The sequence below is a fragment of the Enterococcus sp. DIV1298c genome (genome assembly GCF_017316315.1).
Lineage (GTDB): Bacteria > Bacillota > Bacilli > Lactobacillales > Enterococcaceae > Enterococcus_B > Enterococcus_B mangumiae.
On the sequence record NZ_JAFLWG010000069.1, the window covers coordinates 1 to 21839 of the forward strand.

The window sequence follows — 21839 nt, forward strand, 5'->3', positions numbered from 1 at the left end:
AGGAAAGTGAACTTAAAACTGAAGGATCGTATTTACCATTGCAATAAATGTGGTTATACGGCGGATAGGGATCATAATGCCAGTCTGAATTTAGCGAGTTACAGTGCTTGATCTACGAGCTTCTAATCAAAAGAAAAACGTAGATATATAGGATTCGTTGTATCCGAATTGACGCCTGTGGAGTGTTAGAACAAACGACAGTAGCGAGCAAGTGGCAAAATCGGACACGCAGAAACAGGAAACAAACATTAATCTGACAACTTGAATAGTTGCTTAGAACTATTTATAGATTTTTGGCAACGGTTTGTTAATTATGGCAAAAGAACATTTTGATAGAAGTAAACCACATGTAAACATCGGGACCATTGGCCACGTCGACCATGGGAAAACCACATTAACTGCTGCAATCACGACAGTATTAGGGAAAAAAGGCTTAGCAAATCCTCAAGATTATGCAAGCATTGATGCAGCTCCGGAAGAACGTGAACGTGGAATCACGATCAATACGGCACACGTTGAATATGAAACGGATAAACGTCACTATGCGCATATCGATGCACCAGGACATGCGGATTATGTGAAGAACATGATCACAGGTGCCGCTCAAATGGACGGTGCGATCTTAGTCGTTTCTGCGACAGACGGACCAATGCCACAAACACGTGAGCATATCCTTTTGTCTCGTCAAGTCGGTGTGAAATATTTGATTGTTTTCTTGAATAAAGTTGATTTGGTCGATGATGAAGAATTGATCGATCTTGTAGAAATGGAAGTCCGTGAACTATTGAGTGAATATGGTTTCCCTGGTGATGATACACCTGTTATCAAAGGCTCTGCATTGAAAGCATTGCAAGGTGATCCAGACGCAGAAGCAGCAATCAATGAGTTGATGGATACAGTCGATGAATATATCCCAACGCCAGAACGTGATACAGATAAACCATTGCTTTTACCAGTGGAAGATGTCTTTTCAATAACTGGCCGAGGCACCGTCGCATCTGGTCGAATCGACCGTGGAGCTGTTCGTGTGGGGGATGAAGTTGAAATCATCGGAATCAAACCTGAAACACAAAAAGCGGTGGTGACAGGAGTAGAAATGTTCCGTAAAACATTGGATTACGGTGAAGCAGGAGACAACGTAGGAATCTTATTACGTGGTATCCAAAGAGAAGATATTGAACGTGGACAAGTTATCGCAAAACCAGGTTCAATCACACCACATATAAAATTCAAAGCGGAAGTATATGTATTGACGAAAGAAGAAGGCGGACGTCATACACCGTTCTTCAATAACTACCGTCCACAATTTTATTTCCGTACAACAGACGTAACAGGTACTATTTTGTTACCAGAAGGAACAGAAATGGTTATGCCTGGAGACAATGTGACGATCGATGTTGAGTTGATCCATCCTGTGGCAATTGAACAAGGAACCACTTTCTCCATTCGTGAAGGTGGACGTACGGTCGGTTCAGGAATGGTAACAGAAATCGAAGCGTAAGTAGTTTTCATAAAAGCAACAATTAAAAAACTTGGACATAGTATTTGCTCGAATAGTATGTCCGGGGGTTGTAACAGAAGTGTTCAGCTCCAATCAATAAGCGAGAGACCTCTAAAATTTTCGGATTTTTGGGGTTTCCCGCTTTATTTTTTTTAAAAGCACAAAACGACTCGTATCAGAGCTGTTGCTTTCCATCGATTTTTCTTGTTTTTACGATGTCTATAAATTTGTTATAATAGATTTATCTGTGTTTCTAAAAAATATGACAAAAAGTGAGGGGGAATTCAATGATTTTAGAAAATAAATTAGGCTTGACCAGTCAAGTTGAGTTAGCAAAAGCTGAAGAAAAAATCAGTAAGCAAAAAAATTATATGATTCTGGAAGAATAGATGAAGTAGCGATTGGAACATTCAAAGGGCTATGCGAAATCCATGACTATTTATTTTCTGAAATCTATGATTTTGCTGGGGAAATTCGCTCAGTAAATATTGCCAAGGGAAATTTTCGATTTGCGCCGGTTATGTATTTGGAACATGCTTTAAGACATATCGATGAAATGCCCCAATCTACTTTTTGAAGAAATCATCAAAAAATATGTAGAGATGAACATTGCTCATCCTTTTCGTGAAGGGAACGGTAGAAGTACGAGAATTTGGTTAGCTATCATTTTGAAATCTGAGATACAGAAAGTGGTTGACTGGAATTTGATTGATAAGTCTGATTATTTATCTGCAATGGCACGTAGTCCGATCAATGACTTAGAAATCAGCTATTTGATCTCTAAAGCGTTGACGGATAAAATTTCCGATCGTGAACTTTATATGAAAGGCATCGATGTGAGTTATTTTTATGAAGGTTATTCTGAATATACCATTGATGAGCTTTGATTGAAGATGAAACAAAATAATTTTTATGAATAAAAAGATGCCTGATTTTGCTTTAAAACGACAAAATCAGACATCCTTTTTTATTTACGAAACCATTTTTTTACGCCATTCAATGGCTTTGATTTTTGATCAACAGGTGCATTATCAATGATCAATAAGGTGATCATCACATAAGCGATCCAGCTATCTCTTGAATAAAGTGTATAGCGAGATTTCCAGTTGGTCGCATACTTGTCTTTATATTCTCTCAATCCTTGGAATGAATAAAAGTGAGAACCAAATTCATAAACCAAATAAGCGATTCGTTCTTGGATGAAACTTTTTCTTGAAGTTCCAACATTAGAAAGAGGTGCCATCCCTAAATTGAACCATTGGATATTTTCTTCTTTCATATATTCAAAGAGATGGATGAACAAATAGTCCATGCTGCCAGAAGGGGCAGTATCTGGATCGTAGCGCATCAAATCAATGGTTCCTACTTTATCATTCGTATAAGTCGGCATGATCGAAGCAAAAGCGACTAGTTCATCTTGTTCGTTTTTAACGACCGCAATCGGTGCGCGTTGTAGATAGTCTTCTGAAAAGAATCCTAGTGAAAAGCCTTTTTCTTTACGACTACCTAACCAACGGTCGGAGATTCTTTTTAGCTCAGCCATTTGTTGGGAAGAAAATGGGGGTTGTAATACTTCAAAAGTAAAGCCTTCTCGTTCGATACGATTTAGGATCGCGCGAGTTCCTTTCATTTTTTTCCCAGAAGTCGTAAAGTCCGCTAACGATACATGTCCTTCTTCGCCCATTTTAATAAAGTCATAGCCAAATTCATGGAGGATCATGACTAGTTCTTGACTCGTTTCATAAAAGACTGGTAAATAACATAAGCGATCTGTTTCTGCAATAAACGCTTCAATTGCTTCAGGGAAATCTTCTTTTTTACCTGAAGGGTCGCCCATCACTACGCATTTATTGTTGTAACTAGCAAATTGTAATAAAACTGTGGCTTCGCCATTTTTTTCATAGGTAAACATCCGTTTATCTTTTAAGAAAATCAATTGACTATCCGAATTACCGCCGTAAGTTTCTAAAATAGTTCGTGCAACCTCTTCATCTAATTCCTGTCCGACCTGCGCTTTTTTCCCTTGGAGATAGTGGACGAACAAAATCATGATAAAGGTAACTGCTAAGATTGCTAGGAAACCTGACAACCAGATTTTTTCTGATGGAAACAGAAAAAATGAAATAAATCGATGATTGCGATGAGGGAAAGTCGGCATATTATACACACCGATCACGATATATAAAACGGTCAAGGCACCGACGATCAATCCATCGATCGTCAGCCATTCCCATGAGTAGATGAATTGATCTCTAAATAATTCATTGCGTGAAGCAATCACGATCCCTAACAGCAACAGTAGGAATATGATCCCAGTCGTGCTTAGATCATTCAATCCAACATAGACCAATGAAATAAGGATCAGCAAAATGGTTGGCCAATACACCCGTTTGACTCTGGCAGCGATCCCTCGTCCCATGATGACAAACAAGAAACCTAGCAAAATGCTTGGGAATTGTACGATAAAATGTAACTTTATTGGATTGAGATGATGCAACCAACGAAACTCAGCAAATGCTTGCGGGATCGTTGCCGAAAGAACCAACATGATGCCAGAAAAGTACATCAAGACGACAAGGATCTTTCGAGCAATCTGTGTCGCCAATTGTTTTGGAATACCAGAGTAACGTTGATCGATCGAAACACCGACATTTTTGAAGAAGAAAATCAATCCAATGAAAAATGGAATAAAGTAGTAGAAGATCCGGTAAAGCAAGATCCAGATCACGACGGTTTCTTTTGGAATGCCTAAAGCCGATAAACCAAAGATCATCATTACATCGAAACTACCGATTTCTCCTGGGATCATAGAGATGATCCCGATAACGGAAGCGGCGATGAATAAAGGAATCGTCTGCCATAAATCGATGGGGATCTCCATCAAATAACCAACGGCAAGAAATGACCCTAAGACACCCGTCCATTCAAGTAAGGACACAAGTAACAATTGATTTTGGATTTTGAATGAAAGGCCGCCAACGTAGCCTTCTTTTTTGAGCGTCGTAAAAAGAAACACGACTGGGAAGTACAATCCACCGGCAATCAACCAGATCCAATATTGTTTTAGAAATGGCGCGACAGGTGTGAAAAAGACCATGAAAAAAGAAACTAAACTATAAAGGGATAAACCAGCCATCAAAAACAAAAATACTTTAGATAAAGCTTGCATGACTTTTTTACTGTCTTTTCTTTGACCATATAATTCGGAACGTAACCCGATGCTGACGAAGCCGCCAAATCCCGCAATGTTATTGATCGTGTTGATCATCCAGCTTGTTTCAAATAAGTATAATGGCTTTTGCTTTTGATCGAGTAACTTATTGAAAATCAAATCATAACCAATCATGGGAAGAATCGAAATCAACCCAATCAAAAACATCACGCCGATTTTCCAAAGAGGGATCGTAGAAAAAGTTTGAGCTAACTGGTCAGCAGATAACAATGTGCTGATCGTCATCAATTCGCGAATAATAATAACTAATACGGAAATCAAAAAAATCGTTTTGATAAGTCTCAAGTGGCTTTTGAACCACTCGATGATTTGCTTGAACAAAAAATCACCTACTGTTTTTCAAATTTATTTTGTCAAGAAGTCTAAAACTTCCTGATTGAAGCGTTCTGGATCTTGACGTGCCAATTGGTGTCCTTGTCCTGAAACGAGGACAAATGAAGCGTTAGGCATCGTTTTCGCTAGATAAAGCGAGTGTTTCAGTTTGATCACATCTTTTTTTCCGACAATGATCAGTGCGGGGCAAGCGATATTTTCTAAATCCTGTGTTGTGAGCCCAATATCATGAAGTAATAAATCAATGACTAATAAATGCTGACGCAATTTAGGCTGGAACAACGAGCGCAGCCACACAAAGAAGTAGTGAAAAGCACTGAGTAGTCGAGAAGACCAAAGGACCCCATTCAACAGTGTATTCCCGGAATTCAAAATCAAGCGGTGGACTCTATCGGGATAATTACTTGAAAAAACTAAGGCAAGATTGGCGCCATCGCTAAATCCTAAAATATTTGCTTGGGCGATCTGTTCTACTAGCATCACTGTCAATAGATCATCTGCCATCAAACGAAAATTCAACGTTCCCGCTTGATTAGTTGAATGTCCATGGCCACGACTATCTATGAGATAGATCGTAAAATATTGTTCTAGAACAGGGACTTGCTTTGAAAAAAAATCACCACTTCCGTCATTTCCATGAAGTAGAAACAGGGGAAAGCCATTTCCACTTTTCTCATAATAGATGTCAGTTCCATCTGGCATTTTTGCAAATTTCTTTTCTCTTTTCACATTTATCACCTACTATTTTGGATTATAACGCTCTTTATCTAATTTTAGAAATCGAAACACTATAAAACGAACGATCATTTTCGTAAGATGAGAGTGGAAATAAAACATTCATTTTTTATTAAATTAAATAAGAAAAAACAGATAAAAAATAGCCAAGAATGAAAAGAAATAGTAAGATAAAAAAAGATGTCAAATAGCTAGGTGGGTTTGGATGAAGAAAAAAAGAAAATCAATCTTCCGCATGATCGTAGGTCTATTTGTCTTCACGATTTTGGCAACGATTCTTTTTCTGTTAGGTAGAACGTATCAATCGATCAAGCGTGTCGAAAACTATCAGACAGAAATTTCGACAGCGCTAGAAAAGTATCAAATGCAAGAGCACGAGAATCTAGTGAAGGCAATCATACTGACTGAATCAAGAGGAAAGGGCATCGATTTGATGCAAAGTTCAGAGAGTGCCTATGGCCAAATGGGTGCGATCTCGACACAAGCAGGAAGTATTGACCAAGGGGTGAAGTACCTCTCAGAGATGATAGCTGAGGCAGAAGCATTAGGTTGCGACCTTCCGACAGCGATCCAAGCGTACAATTTTGGCAAAGATTATATTGCTTATGTCAAAGAAAGAGGCGGAAAGAATACAGTCAGTCTAGCTGAAGAGTATTCAAGAGATGTGCTGAGTCCGCTTTTAGGAAATCATGAAAAAAAAACCTATCGCTATTGGCGAATCCAGTCATTACTTTATAATGGCGGATACTTATACCATAATGGTGGTAATATGTTTTATGCAGATGTAGTCAAGATGAATCAAGAGTTGCTTGAATGGTACGAAAAAATCTTTTAGGCTCTTTGATCGAGCGGACTGCAAATGAAAGTATGACAAAAAGTGAAATACAATGAATAGAAAGAAGGAGTGCTTGGACGAGTGGAAGAAAATCAGAAAGTAATAGAGAAAAGAGAGAATACATCGAAAGATTGGGGATTAAGATTCTTCAAAGGGATGTTTATCGGTTCAGGGTTTATCCTGCCAGGAGTCAGTGGCGGTGCTTTAGCAGCAGTATTCGGGATGTACGAACGGTTGATTTCTTTCTTGGCGCACATCACGAGAAACTTTAAAGAAAATTTCTTGTTCTTTTTACCAGTTGGTTTAGGCGGTGTCACTGGTGTATTCTTATTGTCTTTTTTAGTTAGTTTTTTACTAGGTGCCTATGAGACAACGATATTGTGGTTTTTTGTCGGTTGTATCGCCGGAACGGTACCAGCCTTATGGAAAGAATCAGGTAAAAAAGGACGAAATAAAACAGATCTACTCATCATGGTCGTGACCTTTATTTTAGGCTATCTTTTCTTATTATATGGCGCAGGTCTTTTCGATGGTCAAGTAGAACAAAATGTCTATACTTGGTTGATGGCAGGCGGTTTGATTGGTCTAGGAATGATCGTTCCTGGGTTAAGCCCATCGAATTTTTTAGTCTATATGGGTCTGTACAAAGCCATGGCGGATGGATTTAAGGAAGTGCGTTTAGAAGTCATCATTCCTATTGCGATCGGTGGGATCGTGTGTGTCTTAGGTTTATCTAAAGTAATGGACTTTATTTTCTCGAAAGCTTACAGCAAGTTATTCCATTTTATTCTAGGCATTGTTTTTGCATCAACGATCATGATCATCCCAACAAATTACAGTGGACTTGGGATTTTAGGTATCTTAGCTTGTCCCGTACTATTCGTTGCTGGTGTTGCGTTAGGTTGGTGGATGAGCCGTTTAGAAGAGCAGTACAAGTAAGAGAGTCACAAGAAGCAAAAAAATTCGAGTGTTTCGTCGTTTTTCAGATAGACGATCAATCAGCTGTAAAATCCACGTATTCTGTGGCTAATTTTAAGTCATACATCATATTAGATAGAAAGATAGGAAACAGATGTACTGTTTTTGATTTTTCTATCTTTTTTTAAAAGTAAAAAAAACAAGTTGTTTTTAATCGTAGAAACAGCTAGACTAATTGGAGTGATTATTTTTGAAAGTTGGCGTGATATGGATATGAAAGAATTAAAGGGACTTACAGAAACTGAAGTAAGTCAAAGACGTGCCTCTGGTCAGCAAAATGATTACCAAGAGGATGCAACGAAAAGTACGAAACAGATTTTCAGCGATAATATTTTAACGTTATTCAATTTTTTGAACTTAGGAATAGGGCTCTGCTTGTTATTAGTTGGCGCTTATTCAAACATGGCTTACTTAGCAATCATTTTTGTAAATATCACCATGGGGATCTATCAGGAGATCCATGCGAGAAATCTTGTCCGTCGTTTATCGATTGTTTCTCAAGCTGAAGTAACCGTAATACGTGATGGAAAAGAGCAGAAGATCGCAACAAAAGAACTGGTCTTAGGCGATCTTGTAAAAATCGGTGCGGGAGAACAAATCCCGTCAGATCTACAAGTAGTCAGTGGACGAGCAGAAGCGAATGAAGCCCTATTGACTGGTGAATCTGATCTGATCGTCAAAGAGACAGGGGCGGAATTGCTTTCAGGTAGTTTCCTTACCAGCGGGTCTGTTTTTGCGACCGTGATTCGTGTCGGGGCAGATAATTATGCTGTTCGATTGACTAATGAAGCAAAAACCCACAAAGAGATTCGTTCAGAACTTGTGGAATCAATCAGAAAAGTATCGAAATTTACAAGTTTTGTGATCATTCCTTTAGGGATCATCTTATTCTTGGAAGCTTTGTTCATCCGCAATGCGTCGATCCAATTGTCAGTTGTGGCCTCTGCGGCAGCCTTACTGGGAATGTTGCCAAAAGGATTAGTCTTATTGATCAGTATTGCTTTGACGACTGGTGTCACTAAACTAGCGAAGAAGCGGATCTTAGTACAAGATATGTACTCGATCGAAACCTTGGCACACGTAGATACATTATGTCTTGATAAAACAGGGACGATCACTGAAGGGAAAATGAGCATCCAACGAGTAGAACCATTAAATGAAGCTTATGAAAAGATGATCCCTACGATCATGGGTACGTATCTTGCTGAAAGTAGCGATAACAACGTAACGATGCGTGCGTTAAGAGAGTACTTCGAGATTTCTAATCGCTACGATGTCGGCGAAAAATTAGCTTTTTCATCGGACCGCAAATGGGGAGCGATGGAATTTTCTGAACTAGGTGTCATCTATGTCGGTGCCCCTGAACGATTGGTAGCAGAAGATCAATTGCCAGAAAGTTTAGTTGAAGCACAAGCAAATGGATTTCGTGTCTTGATGTTAGGACTGGCGCCGAATCAAACGTTGTCGTCAGCTGAACCTCAAGGAGTCGAACCAATTGCATTATTTGAAATCGATGACCCAATCCGTAAGAACGCACAAGAAACGTTAGCATACTTGCACGAAGAAGGAGTAGACCTGAAAGTAATTTCTGGAGACAATCCTTTTACAGTGTCTAATATTGCTCGCCGTGCTGGTTTGCCGAATTATCAATCTTATGTCGATCTGTCTGATTTGACAGAAGAAGCAGAAGTGAGAAAAGCAGCGCACCAATACACCGTCTTCGGACGAGTAAGTCCGCAACAAAAGAAATTGTTGGTCAACGAGCTGAAAGCAAGTGGACGAACCGTTGCAATGACAGGTGATGGTGTAAATGACGTATTAGCTTTACGTGAAGCTGACTGTAGCATTGCCATGGCAGAAGGAGACGGAGCGACCCGTCAAATCGCCAATCTTGTCTTGCTTGATTCAGATTTCACGACATTACCTGAAGTGTTATTTGAAGGACGTCGTGTCGTGAATAATGTGACGAAAGTTTCGGGGATCTTCTTTATCAAGACGATCTATTCATTTATCTTATCGATTTTATGTGCAGTAACAGCGATCGGATTTCCGTTTATCCCGATCCAGATCACGTTGATCGATCTTGCGATTGAAGGATATCCATCTTTCTTCTTATCGTTTGAAAATGACAAACGAAAAGTCGATTATCGTTATCTGCCTACTGCGTTGGTCAATGCTTTACCGAATGCGTTGCTTGTCGCTTTCAATACTGTGGCAATCTACTTGATTGGACATAGTCAAGGATGGACGTCTGGAGAAACGACCACACTGATGTATTATTTGTTGATTGGAATCAGCTGTCTAGCAGTTATAAAGGCCTGCTTGCCATTCAATCCATTACGGATCTTTTTGGCAGTGACAACAGTGGTCGGTATCTATGTGGCGGCACTACTTTTCCATCATCTATTAGAAGTCAACCTTGGACTAGGAAGCACTTGGCCTTACTTTATTGGCTTCATGATTTTAAATGTCGCGTTACGTTTGGGCTACTGGAAATTAGGCATTCAAAATAGATTATTGAATAAAGTAAATGCGAATAAAGCACCTCAAATCAAAGTAAAAGAAAATGTCATTTAATCCGGTATCTATCACTTGAAAAAGTATAGGATTATGGTACAATGAAACATGTATAATTGTGTCCTTTAAAATCGCACTGATTTTCGTTAGTGCGATTTTTTACCGGTTATTCTCCTGAAATGTCTTGTCAATGAGTATGAGATATCAACTAATGCAGGGGGTGAGAAGATGGCTCAAAGGATCCCTCAAGAGACCATTGAAACGATTCGTAATCAAACGAATATCGTTGAGGTGATTGGGCAATACGTCCAATTAAAAAAATCTGGGAAAAATTATTTAGGTCTCTGTCCTTTTCACGAAGAACGCACACCGTCGTTTTCGGTTGCAGAAGATAAGCAGATTTTTCATTGCTTTGGCTGTGGAAAAGGTGGTAATGTCTTTACGTTTCTTCAAGAATTGGAAGGTTTGTCGTTTCCTGAAGCAGTGATCAAGGTAGCGGATCTAGAACAGATCCAGCTCGAAGATCAATGGCGTCAACAAACGCTGACTACTCCAACAGATACAGCAACCGGCAAATTGATTGCAGCCCATGAAAAAGCGGTTGAAGTGTATCATCACATGCTGTTACACACTAAAGTAGGTGAGCCAGCCTTAAACTACTTACTCGAACGTGGCTTGACGATCGAATTGATCGAAGAATTCAACATCGGTTTTTCACCAAATGAACGCTCATTTTTACAGCAAGTATTCCAAAATGAAGCGTACTCTGAGGAAGTGCTCAAACAATCCGGTTTGTTTGTTACGCATGATGATGGTCGGATGTCGGATCGTTTTTATCAGCGGATCATGTTTCCGCTTCGTAATGGACAAGGTCGTACGATCGGTTTTTCTGGTCGTTATTTGCCTGGTGAACATGATACGAAAGATCAACCCAAATATTTGAACAGCCCTGAAACGGAACTGTTCAACAAAAGGCAAGTATTGTTCAACTTAGACAAAGCCCGTAGTGAGATCCGCAAGTCGGGTGAGATCATCTTATTCGAAGGCTTCATGGATGTTATCGCTGCTTGGCAAGCGGGTGTGAAGACTGGTTTGGCCTCCATGGGAACAAGTTTAACAACGCAACAGATCCAACAGATGGAAAAATTAACAAAAGAATTAGTGTTTTGTTATGATGGTGACCGTGCCGGCGTCGAAGCAACCAATCGAGGAATCGAATTGCTGCGTCAAAATAGCCGAATGCAACTGTCCGTTGTGGCGATCCCAGAAAAGCTCGATCCGGATGAATATTTGAGAAAGTACGGGGAAGAGGCTTTTCAAGAATTGGTTTTACATGGACGAGAAACCATTTTTGCTTTTAAATCACGTTATTTGAAGCATGAAAAAAACCTAGAAAATGAAAAAGACAAAATCGAATATCTTGAAGCAGTATTAAGTGAGTTGAGTAAGGTTGTTTCGCCGATTGAGCAAGACATGTATTTGACGCAGTTATCAGCAGAATTTCAGCTGAGTCGTGAAACGATGCAAAAACAAATACGGGATCTGCGACGAAAGAATCAGCCAAGTAAGCAAGAGCCATCGCAACCAGCAGCAGAAACGCCGGTCGTAAAATCTGGTACGGTCAGACAAAAACGACCATTATCACAGGTTGAAAAGGCAGAACAGATGCTGTTGTATCGAGCGTTCAAAGAACTTGCTGTGCGTAATCTACTCAAGGAACAAGGCGTTCAATTTATTCATGATACTTACGCAGAGATTTATTTTTTATTTGATGCGTACGTATCTCAAAATGGAGAATTCAAACTTGCGGAGTTTTTAGACTTTTTGCAAGATGAAAATTTAAGGCGGATAGTGGTCGAGATCGAATATATGCGAATGGCTGAAGAAAGTACGCCACGTGAGATCCAAGACTTGCTGAGAGTGATCAGTAAATCGGGCTTAGCTGAAGAAATCATAACGAAAAAACAGATGCAGCAAGAAGCACGACGAACAGGGAACAAGCAGTTAGAATTGGAATTGACGATTGAGATCATTAATTTAACGAAACAGTTAAAACAAGCCGAATAGCTACTTAAAGGGGGCCTTCTTTTATGGCAAATGGAACAGATGTTAAAAAATATGAAGCAGCAGTGGCAGCATTCATTAAAGAAAATAAACCAAAAGGGCAAGTGATTTATGATGATTTATCAAATAAACTTGCGACACCATTCACTTTAAATGCAGATGAAATGGATAAGTTGATCCAAAAAGTGGAGGACGCAGGTATCAGCGTCGTTGACGAAAATGGTGAACCATCGATCCATAGTCTGAAAAGTGCAGAGAAAAAAGCAGAACAAGCAAAAACAGAAGACCTTTCTGCACCGACAGGCGTAAAAATCAATGATCCTGTTCGGATGTACCTCAAAGAAATTGGCCGCGTCTCCCTTTTAACTGCAGAAGAAGAAGTAGCATTAGCATTGAAGATCGAAGAAGGTGACCAAGAAGCAAAACAACGCTTGGCTGAAGCTAACCTTCGTTTAGTCGTAAGTATTGCCAAAAGATATGTTGGTCGTGGTATGCAGTTCTTAGATCTGATCCAAGAAGGTAACATGGGATTGATGAAAGCTGTTGAGAAATTTGACTATCGTAAAGGATTCAAATTTTCAACTTACGCTACTTGGTGGATCCGTCAAGCCATCACACGTGCGATCGCTGACCAAGCTCGTACGATCCGTATCCCAGTGCACATGGTCGAAACAATCAATAAATTGATTCGTATCCAACGTCAGTTACTACAAGACTTAGGAAGAGAACCAACGCCAGAAGAGATTGGTGCTGAAATGGACCTTCCTACAGAAAAAGTACGCGAAATCTTAAAAATCGCTCAAGAGCCTGTTTCATTAGAAACGCCGATCGGTGAAGAGGACGACTCACACTTAGGCGATTTTATCGAGGACCAAGAAGCAACTAGTCCTGCGGAACATGCGGCATATGAATTGTTGAAAGAGCAATTAGAAGATGTTTTAGATACTTTGACTGACCGTGAAGAGAATGTCTTACGTTTGCGTTTTGGCTTAGATGACGGCCGTACACGTACCTTAGAAGAAGTGGGTAAAGTCTTTGGGGTAACTCGTGAACGTATCCGACAAATCGAAGCAAAAGCGTTGAGAAAACTTCGCCATCCATCTCGTTCAAAACAATTAAAAGATTTCTTGGAATAAGCAAGAAATGATTTTTTAGCAAAAAGGCAAACTATTTTGCTTGAATGATCGTAAACCCTCAAAGTAGGAGATCTCTCCGGCTATTGAGGGTTTGTTTTTTATCGAACGATTCAAATGGATTTCAACAAACGTTCGTTTAAACAGATTAGTTTATTACATCGGTTATTTATTTTTCGTTGAATAACTTATTTGTTTTTTTATAAAATCCTCATGATATCCTATTGGCGTGTGGGTAAGATTATGGTAGATTTAATGGTAGCGAAAACCTAGTAAAGGAGCCGATCGCTAAGTGATTAAGAAATGTCCAAAATGTGGATCAGAAGAAATCAAAGATCAAACGACATGTCCAAAATGTGACTTTGAACCACAACAAGATGAACTGACACAATTACCTGAATCAGATGATAATCAATCGTCAGATGAAACATCTGAGGAAGTTTATCCAGACAGTATCGTAAATGATCCAATCGAATGGTCAGAACTAAAAGATCTGCCATTGGAGTCTGTCATGGAATTATTTGACTCAACTGACACGAGCAATGAATCTAAGGATGAACCAACAGATAAAAAAGAAACCACCCATCTTGACGAAAAAAAGGCGGATGCAGACAGCGTTGCTACATCTGAGCAAATCGAAAAAGCCCAACAGAAAAAACGGGTGGCTGAACTAAAAGAGGCAGTGAATAATGAAGAAGAAAATTCCATTTTAGCTGCTTATATCAAAGCACACCGAGAAGATACGACAGAAGAACATGCCAAAGAGCTGCTTCGAATGATCGAAACAGCGGCGGCAACGGGTGAGGATTCAGTCGATATTCGTTTGTCGGAAGACACAAGCGACCAAGTTGTTCCTGAAAAATCTCAAGCGGATGCAACAAAAGAGTTACCAGTAGAAGAAACAACTGAAGAAGAAACAATCATTGAAGATAAAGCGGTCGAAGATTCTTCAACAAGTACAGTAGAAAAAGTAGACGTAACGACAAACATAGAAGAAAATGATCCAGTTTCTACGGAAGAACCGACAGAAGAGGAAAATTCTAAGGTTGAAAGTACAGAAGCTGAGTTAACCGATGCGCCGCAAACGATAGAATCTCCTGAAACAACTGAGGCAGTGGAGACACCCACTGAACAGCCAATAGTGGAGAAACAAGAAGCAAGTAGTGCATCGATCAAAAACGAAGAATCACCAAATGATCGAGGACCAAAGAAATCTAAAAAAGGTCTATATCTGACAAGTGCGGCAGTACTTTTGCTTGGTGCAGGTGGTTGGTTCTATTATGATCATCAGCAAAAAGTCCAAGCAGAAATCGCGGCAGAAACACAACGAAAACAAGATAAAATAGCTGATTTACAATCAGACTTATCTGCCTTTTATCTAGATGATGATGAACAGTTTATTCGTACAAGTATGATCAATCAAGACTTGTCAAAATTAAGAGCTTCATTGAATGAAGTCAAAGACGAAAAAGGCTATGAAGAGCTGGAAAATAACTTTGAAGACATCCAATCAAAGATCAAACAGATCCAAACTGTCAACGAATGGTTTACGACACCTGTGATCGAAGATGACCAATTGATTGCAGAACCAAAACTAAAAGCTGATCAAGCAGTCCAAACAATCGATACAGAAGATACAGCTTTTGGACAATTGATCGACAAAGCAGTCGCTGAAGCAACAGACCAATACCAACAACTACAAACAGCTAAAGAAAAGACTGCGGTTGTTTATGCAGATGGAAAAGTCAAAGATTCAGCGACGAAAGAGCAGTACGATTCTGCAAAAGCTGAAGTCGCGAAAGTGAAAAATGCAGAGTTAGTCAAAGAACTTGTGACTCAACTAGATAAAGTCAATGAAACATTAACGAAAAAAGAAGAAGCGAAAAAGGCTGAAGAAGCGAAGAAAGCAGAAGAAGCGAAGAAAGCAGAAGAAGCCAGAAAAGCAGAAGAAGCAAAACAAGCACAGGCTGAAGCACAAGAACAAGCCGACGCAGCTGCCCAACAGCAAACGGAGTCAACACAAACGACTCCAGCGACAAACGCAGCAAACCGACCAATCATGGAAACAAGGGCTAGTGACGTGGCAGATGCTTCAAATCCGGCTTGGAATTGGGCGCCTGGAGTCAAAGAACAAGTGATCGCAACTAGCATTGCCCGAGGATATATCGTTGAAGGTGGCTATAGATTAGAGAAAGCTCGCATCGAAAACGGCGAAGGCTACTATAACCTTTATGCGACTTCTACTAAATCATCCTTGATGAATGGCATCGGCGAGAGTGCGTTACCATTTTATATCGTTACGATCAATTGTAAAACTGGCTGGTTTGGCGGCAACGGGAGTAATTAGATCAGTGGTCTGATAGCCTCCAAAACGCATGAATGCTTCTGTTACAACATTAAAAATAGGCCGTAGAATCCAAAATATGAGGATATTTCGGATTTTACGGCTTATTCTGACTGAACATTGTCAACGCAACCTTTTATGGAGAATCTCTATCCATTAAGAAGCCGTTATGTTATGATAGCAAAGAAATGTTGGAATACAGATGCCTTTTAGAAAAGGAGAAGAAAATGAACGAATTATTAGCAAACGTATTTACCGCAATGGTAATTGACGAAAATGAAAAAAACTATTTTGTCCAAAAAAACGGACAAACTTTCCGATTGAGTAAAGAGGAAGGGGAGCATACGATCGGCGAAGCAGTCGAAGGGTTTGGTTATCAAAACCAAAAACAAGAAAATCGTTTTACAACGGTGATTCCTAAAAGTCGTATCGGACATTATGCCTTTGGAACTGTCACTTCTTCAAGAAAAGATTTAGGTGTCTTTGTTGATATTGGTCTACCAGACAAAGATTTTGTTGTTTCTTTAGACGAATTGCCAACATTGACTGAATTGTGGCCGAAAAAAGGCGATCAATTGATGATTGCTTTACGAGTAGATGCAAAAGACCGCATTTGGGGAAGTCTTGCAGAAGAGAGAATCTTCAAATCACTAAGTAAGCATGGATCGGAAGAACTAAAAAACAAAAATATTTCAGGTACGGCTTATCGTTTAAAACTGACTGGTACGTATTTATTGACGGATGATTTTTATATTGGGTTCATTCATCCTTCCGAACGTTTCCGTGAACCACGTTTAGGTGAGAAACTAGAAGGACGTGTCGTTGGTGCTAAACCGGATGGCGTGTTGAATATTTCGTTGAAACCACGTGCACACGAAACGATCTCTGATGATGCACAAATGATCTTGACGATCTTAGAACGTTCAGCAGATCAACAAATTGCCTTTACGGACAAATCAGACCCAGAAGAAATTCTACGTGCGTTTGGTATTAGTAAAGGTGCGTTTAAGCGAGCTTTAGGTAATTTGTTGAAACAAGGATTGATCAAACAAGAAGATGGTGTGACAAAATTAGCAAAAAAATCTAATTGAGAATGACTTGCATGTTTTTCTCGTCTAGCTTATAATAATTTTAATCTAGAACGGTTGAATGGATATCTTAATTATAATCATTATAAATTGTTGGGGTTGAGAAAATGGGCATGAATACAATGTCAGTAATGAAAAAAACAAAGCAACAGCTACATGAATCAGGGTTTAAATTGACCCCACAACGAGAAGCAACTTTGCTTGTCCTCTTAGAGAATGAAAAAGAACATTTGTCAGCAGAAGAAGTTTTCTTTTTAGTTAAAAAGAAAAACTCAGAGATCGGCTTGGCTACGGTTTATCGAACGTTAGAGATTTTGACAGATCTAAAGATCATCGATAAAGTCAGCTTCAATGATGGCGTGGCACGTTATGATCTGCGAAAAGAAGGTGCGAAGCATTTTCATCATCATCTACTATGCTTAGAATGTGGAACGATCGAGGAAGTGGAAGAAGACTTGCTGAGTGAAGTGGAACAAGTCATCGAGCAACGCTATCACTTTTTTGTCAAAGATCATCGTTTGACCTTTCATGGCATTTGCCAAGAATGCTATAATAAGAAAAAAGAAAGAAAGACCGTCTGAATTGATAGACGGCTTTTTCTTTGAAGTGTCTACCAAAAAATAGACTACCGAAACCAAAGGCTATCTGATATGATAAAGAAGCATGAGGTGAGAATGATGGAAGAAGAAATCAATGAATATCTTCGCTATTTAAGTATCGAACGTGGGTTATCGTTCAATACTCGAAAAAGTTACGAACGAGATTTGAATCAATACTTACGCTATTTGAAAGAACACGATATAACGTCTTGGCAAAAGATTGATCGGTTTATCGTCATTCAGTATTTAGAAACGTTGCATGAAGAAAATAAAGCTTCTGCAACGATTACACGTATGATCACAAGTTTAAGAAAATTCCATCAATTTTTGCGACAAGAACGATATACAGAACAAGATCCAATGCAACACATCGAGACACCAAAGAAAGCACAAAAATTACCAAATACGTTATCTCTAAAAGAAGTCGAGCGCTTGATTGAAACCCCTGATATAACAAAAAGTTTAGGGATCAGAGATCGCGCGATTTTAGAAGTTATGTATGCGACTGGGATGCGTGTCAGTGAACTAGTCGGGCTGAAGTTAGGTGACTTACATTTATCTTTAGGACTTGTACAGACTTTAGGAAAAGGAGATAAAGAACGGATCATTCCATTAGGTGATTATGCGATCCAATGGTTAGAACGTTATTTAGATGAAGTCCGACCTTTGCTAGTCAAAAACCCATCCGAAATGCATGTCTTTTTGAATCATCACGGCTCGGGCCTCTCTCGGCAAGGAATATGGAAAAATTTAAAACAACTCGTTCGAGAAGCGGGGATTTTCAAAGAAGTTACGCCCCATACGTTAAGACATAGTTTTGCGACCCATTTATTAGAGAACGGGGCAGATTTGCGTACAGTTCAGGAACTTTTAGGCCATGCAGATATTTCAACGACACAAATCTATACACATATCACGAAAAAAAGAATGACAGATGTCTACAAGCAGCATTTCCCAAGGGCATAGTTATAGGATGGTGAGAAAATGTTAACACATTATCGTAAAGAAAACCGTAAAATCGCGATGGGACTATTAAGCTTTCATAAGAAGTTGAATGCAGAATCAAGTTTACTAAAAGAGATCGATACGTATGAATCTGCTGAAGATTATGAACTTTTTTTCTATACACCTGAAGATTCCACAAATATCCAAGGAATCATTGGCGTGCAGTGGAACGAGAAAGACCAGATGACGATTCATGATATTTCATTGAATCCTTCCTATCGTGGCGAAAATATTGGTTTTCAAATGTTGAATGAATTGCAAGAAAAATACCCAGATGTACTGATCCACCCAACCGATATCACGGAAGCTTATTTAAGCAGATGGATCAATGATGGAAAGAGTGAATGATGTGACAGAAATCAATATCAAGTTAGATGTCTTTGAAGGTCCATTAGATCTACTCCTTCATTTGATCCAAGATATGTCGATCGATATTTACGATATCCCGATCGCTACGATCACGGAGCAATATATGAACTATATCCATACGATGAAAACACTTGAGTTAGCTGTCGCAGGAGAATATCTTGTAATGGCAGCGACGCTGATGGCGATCAAAAGTAAAACCTTATTGCCAATCCAAGAAGCGTTTAATGACGAAGAAGAATTTTGGGAAGAAGATCCTCGTGAGGAATTAGTCAATCAGCTGTTAGAATACCGTAAATTCAAGTATGCAGCAGAGAAACTCACAGAAAAAGCAGAAGAACGTAGTCTGTATTTCACTAAAGAACCTTCTGCCATCGATGAGTTATTAGGGCAAGAAAAACCATTGAAACGCGGACAAGTGAAAAAAATCGATTTATTCCAAGCGATGCAAAAGATTTTAGAACGAAAGAAATTTGCCCAAAAAGAAGAGAAGACGATTGCGCCCGATGATGCGACGATCGAAGAACGAATGACATTCATCCAACAACGGATCATTTCTTTGAAGAGTGGTTGTTCGTTTGAATCGTTTTTTGAAACACCTTCGCGAAATGAAGTCGTTACGACATTTTTGGCCATTCTAGAGTTGATGAAAAACGGACAGATCGTGGCACAGCAAGAAAAAAATTACGAATCAATCATGCTTTATCCAGCAGTAGGAGATACACAACATGACGAAATTAAGTGAACTTGAAGCAATCCTCTTTATAGTAGGAGAAGAAGGAACAACAATCGAAGAATTAAGTGCCTTGTTGGGCCATACACGAGAAGAAACTGCTGCTTTAGTGGCGGAATTAGCAGCTAGTTATGAAGCAAATGACAATACGGCGTTGCATCTTTTTGAAACAGAAAAACAAATCGTGTTAACGACAAAAAAAGAGTTGGCGCCGATCGTCAAAAGATATGCGCAAGGGACATCAAATACTTTATCCCAAGCAGCTGTTGAAACACTAGCAATCATCGCTTATAAACAGCCGATCACGCGAAGCGAGGTCGAGCTGATTCGTGGCGTTCAAGTTTCTGGAGCGATCCAGCGCTTGACGGCACACCAATTGATCGAAGAAAAAGGTCGAGTCGATGGACCTGGTCGACCGATCCTATATGGAACAACGAATCATTTTTTAGATTATTTTGGGCTAAGATCGTTAACCGATTTACCTGATATTCAAGATATCGAACGTTCACTGGAAGAAGACGCACCTCTTGATTTATTTTTCGATGGCGTGCATGAAGGAGAAAAGGAATAATGGAAAGATTACAAAAAGTAATTGCTCATGCGGGAATCACCTCTCGCCGTAAAGCTGAAGAATATATTTTAGCTGGTCGAGTGAAAGTAAATGGTCAAGTCGTAAAAGAACTTGGTGTGAAAGTAGGCAAACACGATACAGTGGAAGTAGACCAAGTGCCGATCTATCAAGAAGAATATGGTTATTATTTACTTTATAAACCAAAAGGCGTCATTTCTGCTGTAGCAGACGACAAAGGCCGTAAAGTAGTGACTGATCTTTTACCAATGGTCAAGGAACGCATCTACCCAGTTGGACGACTAGATTATGATACTTCGGGCATTCTTTTACTAACGAATGATGGCGATTTTGCGCAACGATTGACCCATCCAAAACATGAAGTCGATAAAGTATATGTTGCCAAAGTCAAAGGGATCGCCACTAAATCAGCGTTGAACCCTCTGACAAAAGGGATCAAGATCGAAGGCAAGAAAACTGCACCGGCAAAGTATGCCATTTTATCTGTTGATCCGCATACCAATCATAGCATCGTAGAATTAACGATCCATGAAGGTCGGAACCATCAAGTAAAAAATATGCTGCAAGCTGTTGGGTTACCTGTCCAAAAATTAAAACGTGAAAAATACGGTGAATTGACTTTGCAAGGATTGCGTCCTGGTGAGTATCGTGAGCTGAATAAAAAAGAAATCAGTCAGCTATTGAATCAATCAAAGTAACAACTTACTTTTTGTAAGACTAAATCCCTTGCTTTTTTGGGATGAACTAAGTATAATAAAAAAGTAAACAAAAATTAGATATGGTTCGTCTTCAGGGGCAGGGTGAAATTCCCGACCGGTGGTTATAGTCCACGACCTACTTTTGCGAGTAGCTGAATCGGTGAAATTCCGATACCGACAGTAAAGTCTGGATAAAGAAGATAGAGCTTATTTGGCATCCGTGTGTACAAATGACTCTAACTCTATTTTCCCCTGCGAAAATAGAGTTTTTTTGTTTGTGTTTACCTAGCTAAATAGTTCGCTGAAGAGGAATCCCAACAGGAGGATTTCAACATGAAGAACACCCGAGTACAAAAAATGGTTGCAGTCGCATTATTTGCTGCAATCGGATTGGTTTTGCAATTTTTTTCATTTCCAATCATGCCAGCGTTTAATTTCTTGAAAATCGATTTTAGTGATATCCCAGTATTGATCAGTATGTTTTTATTTGGACCATTCGCAGGGATCGTAACAGCATTTTTACGTTCGCTCTTACATTTGATCACAACCGGTTTTAGTCCGACAAATCTAGTCGGCGATGTAGCTAGTTTCTTTTCAACAACAGTTTTCACTTTACCGATCTACTACATTTTCCAAAGAAACAGAATGAAAAAAGGAAAAAATCAAATTTGGGGAGTAATCGCTGGAACACTTTCATTGACTATTTTCATGAGTATTGCGAACTATTTTGTGATTACACCACTTTATTTACTATTTTGGGGGTTGTCAGCAGATCAAATGTTAAATACAACGATGGCTAATTATATTGCAATCGGTATTGTACCATTCAACCTGATAAAAGGCTTCCTAGTAAGTGTTGCATTCCTAGTCTTACACGCAAAATTACTACCTTGGTTAAGTAGAAAACAACACCAACTAGAAAAACGCCAGAGTATGGCAAAATAAAAAGTAAGAAACTCTTCCGAAAGAGACTTTACATCTTACGCTAGAATATACAAGTAAACTTGAAAGTGGCAGTTGCTACTTTCAAGTTTTTTTTTGCTAAAAAAGTTATCAAGTTATTTATAAAGAATATAAACAAGTATATTT

Annotated in this window: 18 protein-coding genes, 1 pseudogene and 1 riboswitch; of the genes and pseudogenes, 17 read left to right on the forward strand and 2 right to left on the reverse strand. The window is 39.3% G+C overall.

Features of this window, described 5'->3' with window-relative positions:
• The first annotated feature begins 6 nt into the window (after nucleotides 1-6).
• The 3 genes and pseudogenes from JZO83_RS13315 to JZO83_RS13325 all read left to right on the forward strand — a co-directional run bounded on the left by JZO83_RS13315 (nucleotide 7) and on the right by JZO83_RS13325 (nucleotide 2388).
• The gene (locus tag JZO83_RS13315) at nucleotides 7-111 is read left to right on the forward strand and encodes a zinc ribbon domain-containing protein (protein WP_347401525.1); all 105 of its coding nucleotides are present in this window, start codon (nucleotides 7-9) and stop codon (nucleotides 109-111) included.
• 202 nt (nucleotides 112-313) lie between these two features.
• Complete coding sequence (tuf, locus tag JZO83_RS13320) at nucleotides 314-1501, forward strand: elongation factor Tu (protein ID WP_207116056.1); 1188 nt, start codon at nucleotides 314-316, stop codon at nucleotides 1499-1501.
• Nucleotides 1502-1788: 287 nt separating this feature from the next.
• A pseudogene (locus JZO83_RS13325) lies at nucleotides 1789-2388 on the forward strand (Fic family protein).
• Nucleotides 2389-2468: 80 nt separating this feature from the next.
• Here JZO83_RS13325 and mprF read toward each other — a convergent pair.
• Entirely contained in the window at nucleotides 2469-5054 is a 2586-nt protein-coding gene (gene mprF / locus JZO83_RS13330) for a bifunctional lysylphosphatidylglycerol flippase/synthetase MprF (protein ID WP_207116057.1), read from the reverse strand.
• Nucleotides 5055-5078: 24 nt separating this feature from the next.
• Complete coding sequence (locus JZO83_RS13335) at nucleotides 5079-5795, reverse strand: alpha/beta hydrolase (RefSeq protein ID WP_206858830.1); 717 nt, start codon at nucleotides 5793-5795, stop codon at nucleotides 5079-5081.
• A gap of 211 nt (nucleotides 5796-6006) precedes the next feature.
• Here JZO83_RS13335 and JZO83_RS13340 point away from each other — a divergent pair, with 211 nt between their 5' ends.
• From JZO83_RS13340 to JZO83_RS13405, 14 genes are all read left to right on the forward strand, one after another.
• Nucleotides 6007-6636 (forward strand): lysozyme family protein, encoded by a 630-nt coding sequence (locus tag JZO83_RS13340; protein WP_207116058.1) that lies wholly within the window; start codon nucleotides 6007-6009, stop codon nucleotides 6634-6636.
• An 81-nt stretch (nucleotides 6637-6717) separates the two neighbouring features.
• Nucleotides 6718-7575, forward strand: a complete 858-nt coding sequence (locus JZO83_RS13345; RefSeq protein WP_207116059.1) for a DUF368 domain-containing protein — start codon at nucleotides 6718-6720, stop codon at nucleotides 7573-7575.
• Nucleotides 7576-7821: 246 nt separating this feature from the next.
• Nucleotides 7822-10191 (forward strand): cation-translocating P-type ATPase, encoded by a 2370-nt coding sequence (locus tag JZO83_RS13350; protein WP_207116060.1) that lies wholly within the window; start codon nucleotides 7822-7824, stop codon nucleotides 10189-10191.
• Between the two features lie 168 nt (nucleotides 10192-10359).
• Complete coding sequence (dnaG, locus tag JZO83_RS13355) at nucleotides 10360-12198, forward strand: DNA primase (protein ID WP_207116061.1); 1839 nt, start codon at nucleotides 10360-10362, stop codon at nucleotides 12196-12198.
• A gap of 23 nt (nucleotides 12199-12221) precedes the next feature.
• Nucleotides 12222-13331, forward strand: a complete 1110-nt coding sequence (rpoD, locus tag JZO83_RS13360) for an RNA polymerase sigma factor RpoD (RefSeq protein WP_010735787.1) — start codon at nucleotides 12222-12224, stop codon at nucleotides 13329-13331.
• 289 nt (nucleotides 13332-13620) lie between these two features.
• A complete protein-coding gene (locus tag JZO83_RS13365) occupies nucleotides 13621-15675 on the forward strand; it encodes a cell division site-positioning protein MapZ family protein (RefSeq protein ID WP_207116062.1) in 2055 nt (684 codons plus the stop codon).
• 224 nt (nucleotides 15676-15899) lie between these two features.
• Nucleotides 15900-16763, forward strand: coding sequence for a S1-like domain-containing RNA-binding protein (locus JZO83_RS13370; protein ID WP_207116063.1), 864 nt, complete (start codon nucleotides 15900-15902; stop codon nucleotides 16761-16763).
• Nucleotides 16764-16867: 104 nt separating this feature from the next.
• On the forward strand, nucleotides 16868-17341 hold the full coding sequence (locus JZO83_RS13375) for a Fur family transcriptional regulator (protein WP_206858839.1): 474 nt from the start codon (nucleotides 16868-16870) through the stop codon (nucleotides 17339-17341).
• Nucleotides 17342-17437: 96 nt separating this feature from the next.
• Entirely contained in the window at nucleotides 17438-18325 is an 888-nt protein-coding gene (gene xerD, locus JZO83_RS13380; protein WP_206858858.1) for a site-specific tyrosine recombinase XerD, read from the forward strand.
• Between the two features lie 18 nt (nucleotides 18326-18343).
• Nucleotides 18344-18712, forward strand: a complete 369-nt coding sequence (locus JZO83_RS13385; protein ID WP_207116064.1) for a GNAT family N-acetyltransferase — start codon at nucleotides 18344-18346, stop codon at nucleotides 18710-18712.
• On the forward strand, nucleotides 18705-19475 hold the full coding sequence (locus JZO83_RS13390; RefSeq protein ID WP_339093323.1) for a segregation/condensation protein A: 771 nt from the start codon (nucleotides 18705-18707) through the stop codon (nucleotides 19473-19475). The genes JZO83_RS13385 and JZO83_RS13390 overlap by 8 nt, the downstream gene beginning before the upstream one ends.
• Nucleotides 19459-20034, forward strand: a complete 576-nt coding sequence (gene scpB / locus JZO83_RS13395) for an SMC-Scp complex subunit ScpB (protein WP_207116066.1) — start codon at nucleotides 19459-19461, stop codon at nucleotides 20032-20034. The genes JZO83_RS13390 and scpB overlap by 17 nt, the downstream gene beginning before the upstream one ends.
• The gene (locus JZO83_RS13400; RefSeq protein ID WP_206858859.1) at nucleotides 20034-20750 is read left to right on the forward strand and encodes a pseudouridine synthase; all 717 of its coding nucleotides are present in this window, start codon (nucleotides 20034-20036) and stop codon (nucleotides 20748-20750) included. The genes scpB and JZO83_RS13400 overlap by 1 nt, the downstream gene beginning before the upstream one ends.
• An 83-nt stretch (nucleotides 20751-20833) precedes the next feature.
• Nucleotides 20834-20956, forward strand: a riboswitch (FMN riboswitch).
• A gap of 127 nt (nucleotides 20957-21083) precedes the next feature.
• Nucleotides 21084-21695, forward strand: coding sequence for an ECF transporter S component (locus tag JZO83_RS13405; RefSeq protein ID WP_207116067.1), 612 nt, complete (start codon nucleotides 21084-21086; stop codon nucleotides 21693-21695).
• Nucleotides 21696-21839 lie beyond the last annotated feature (144 nt).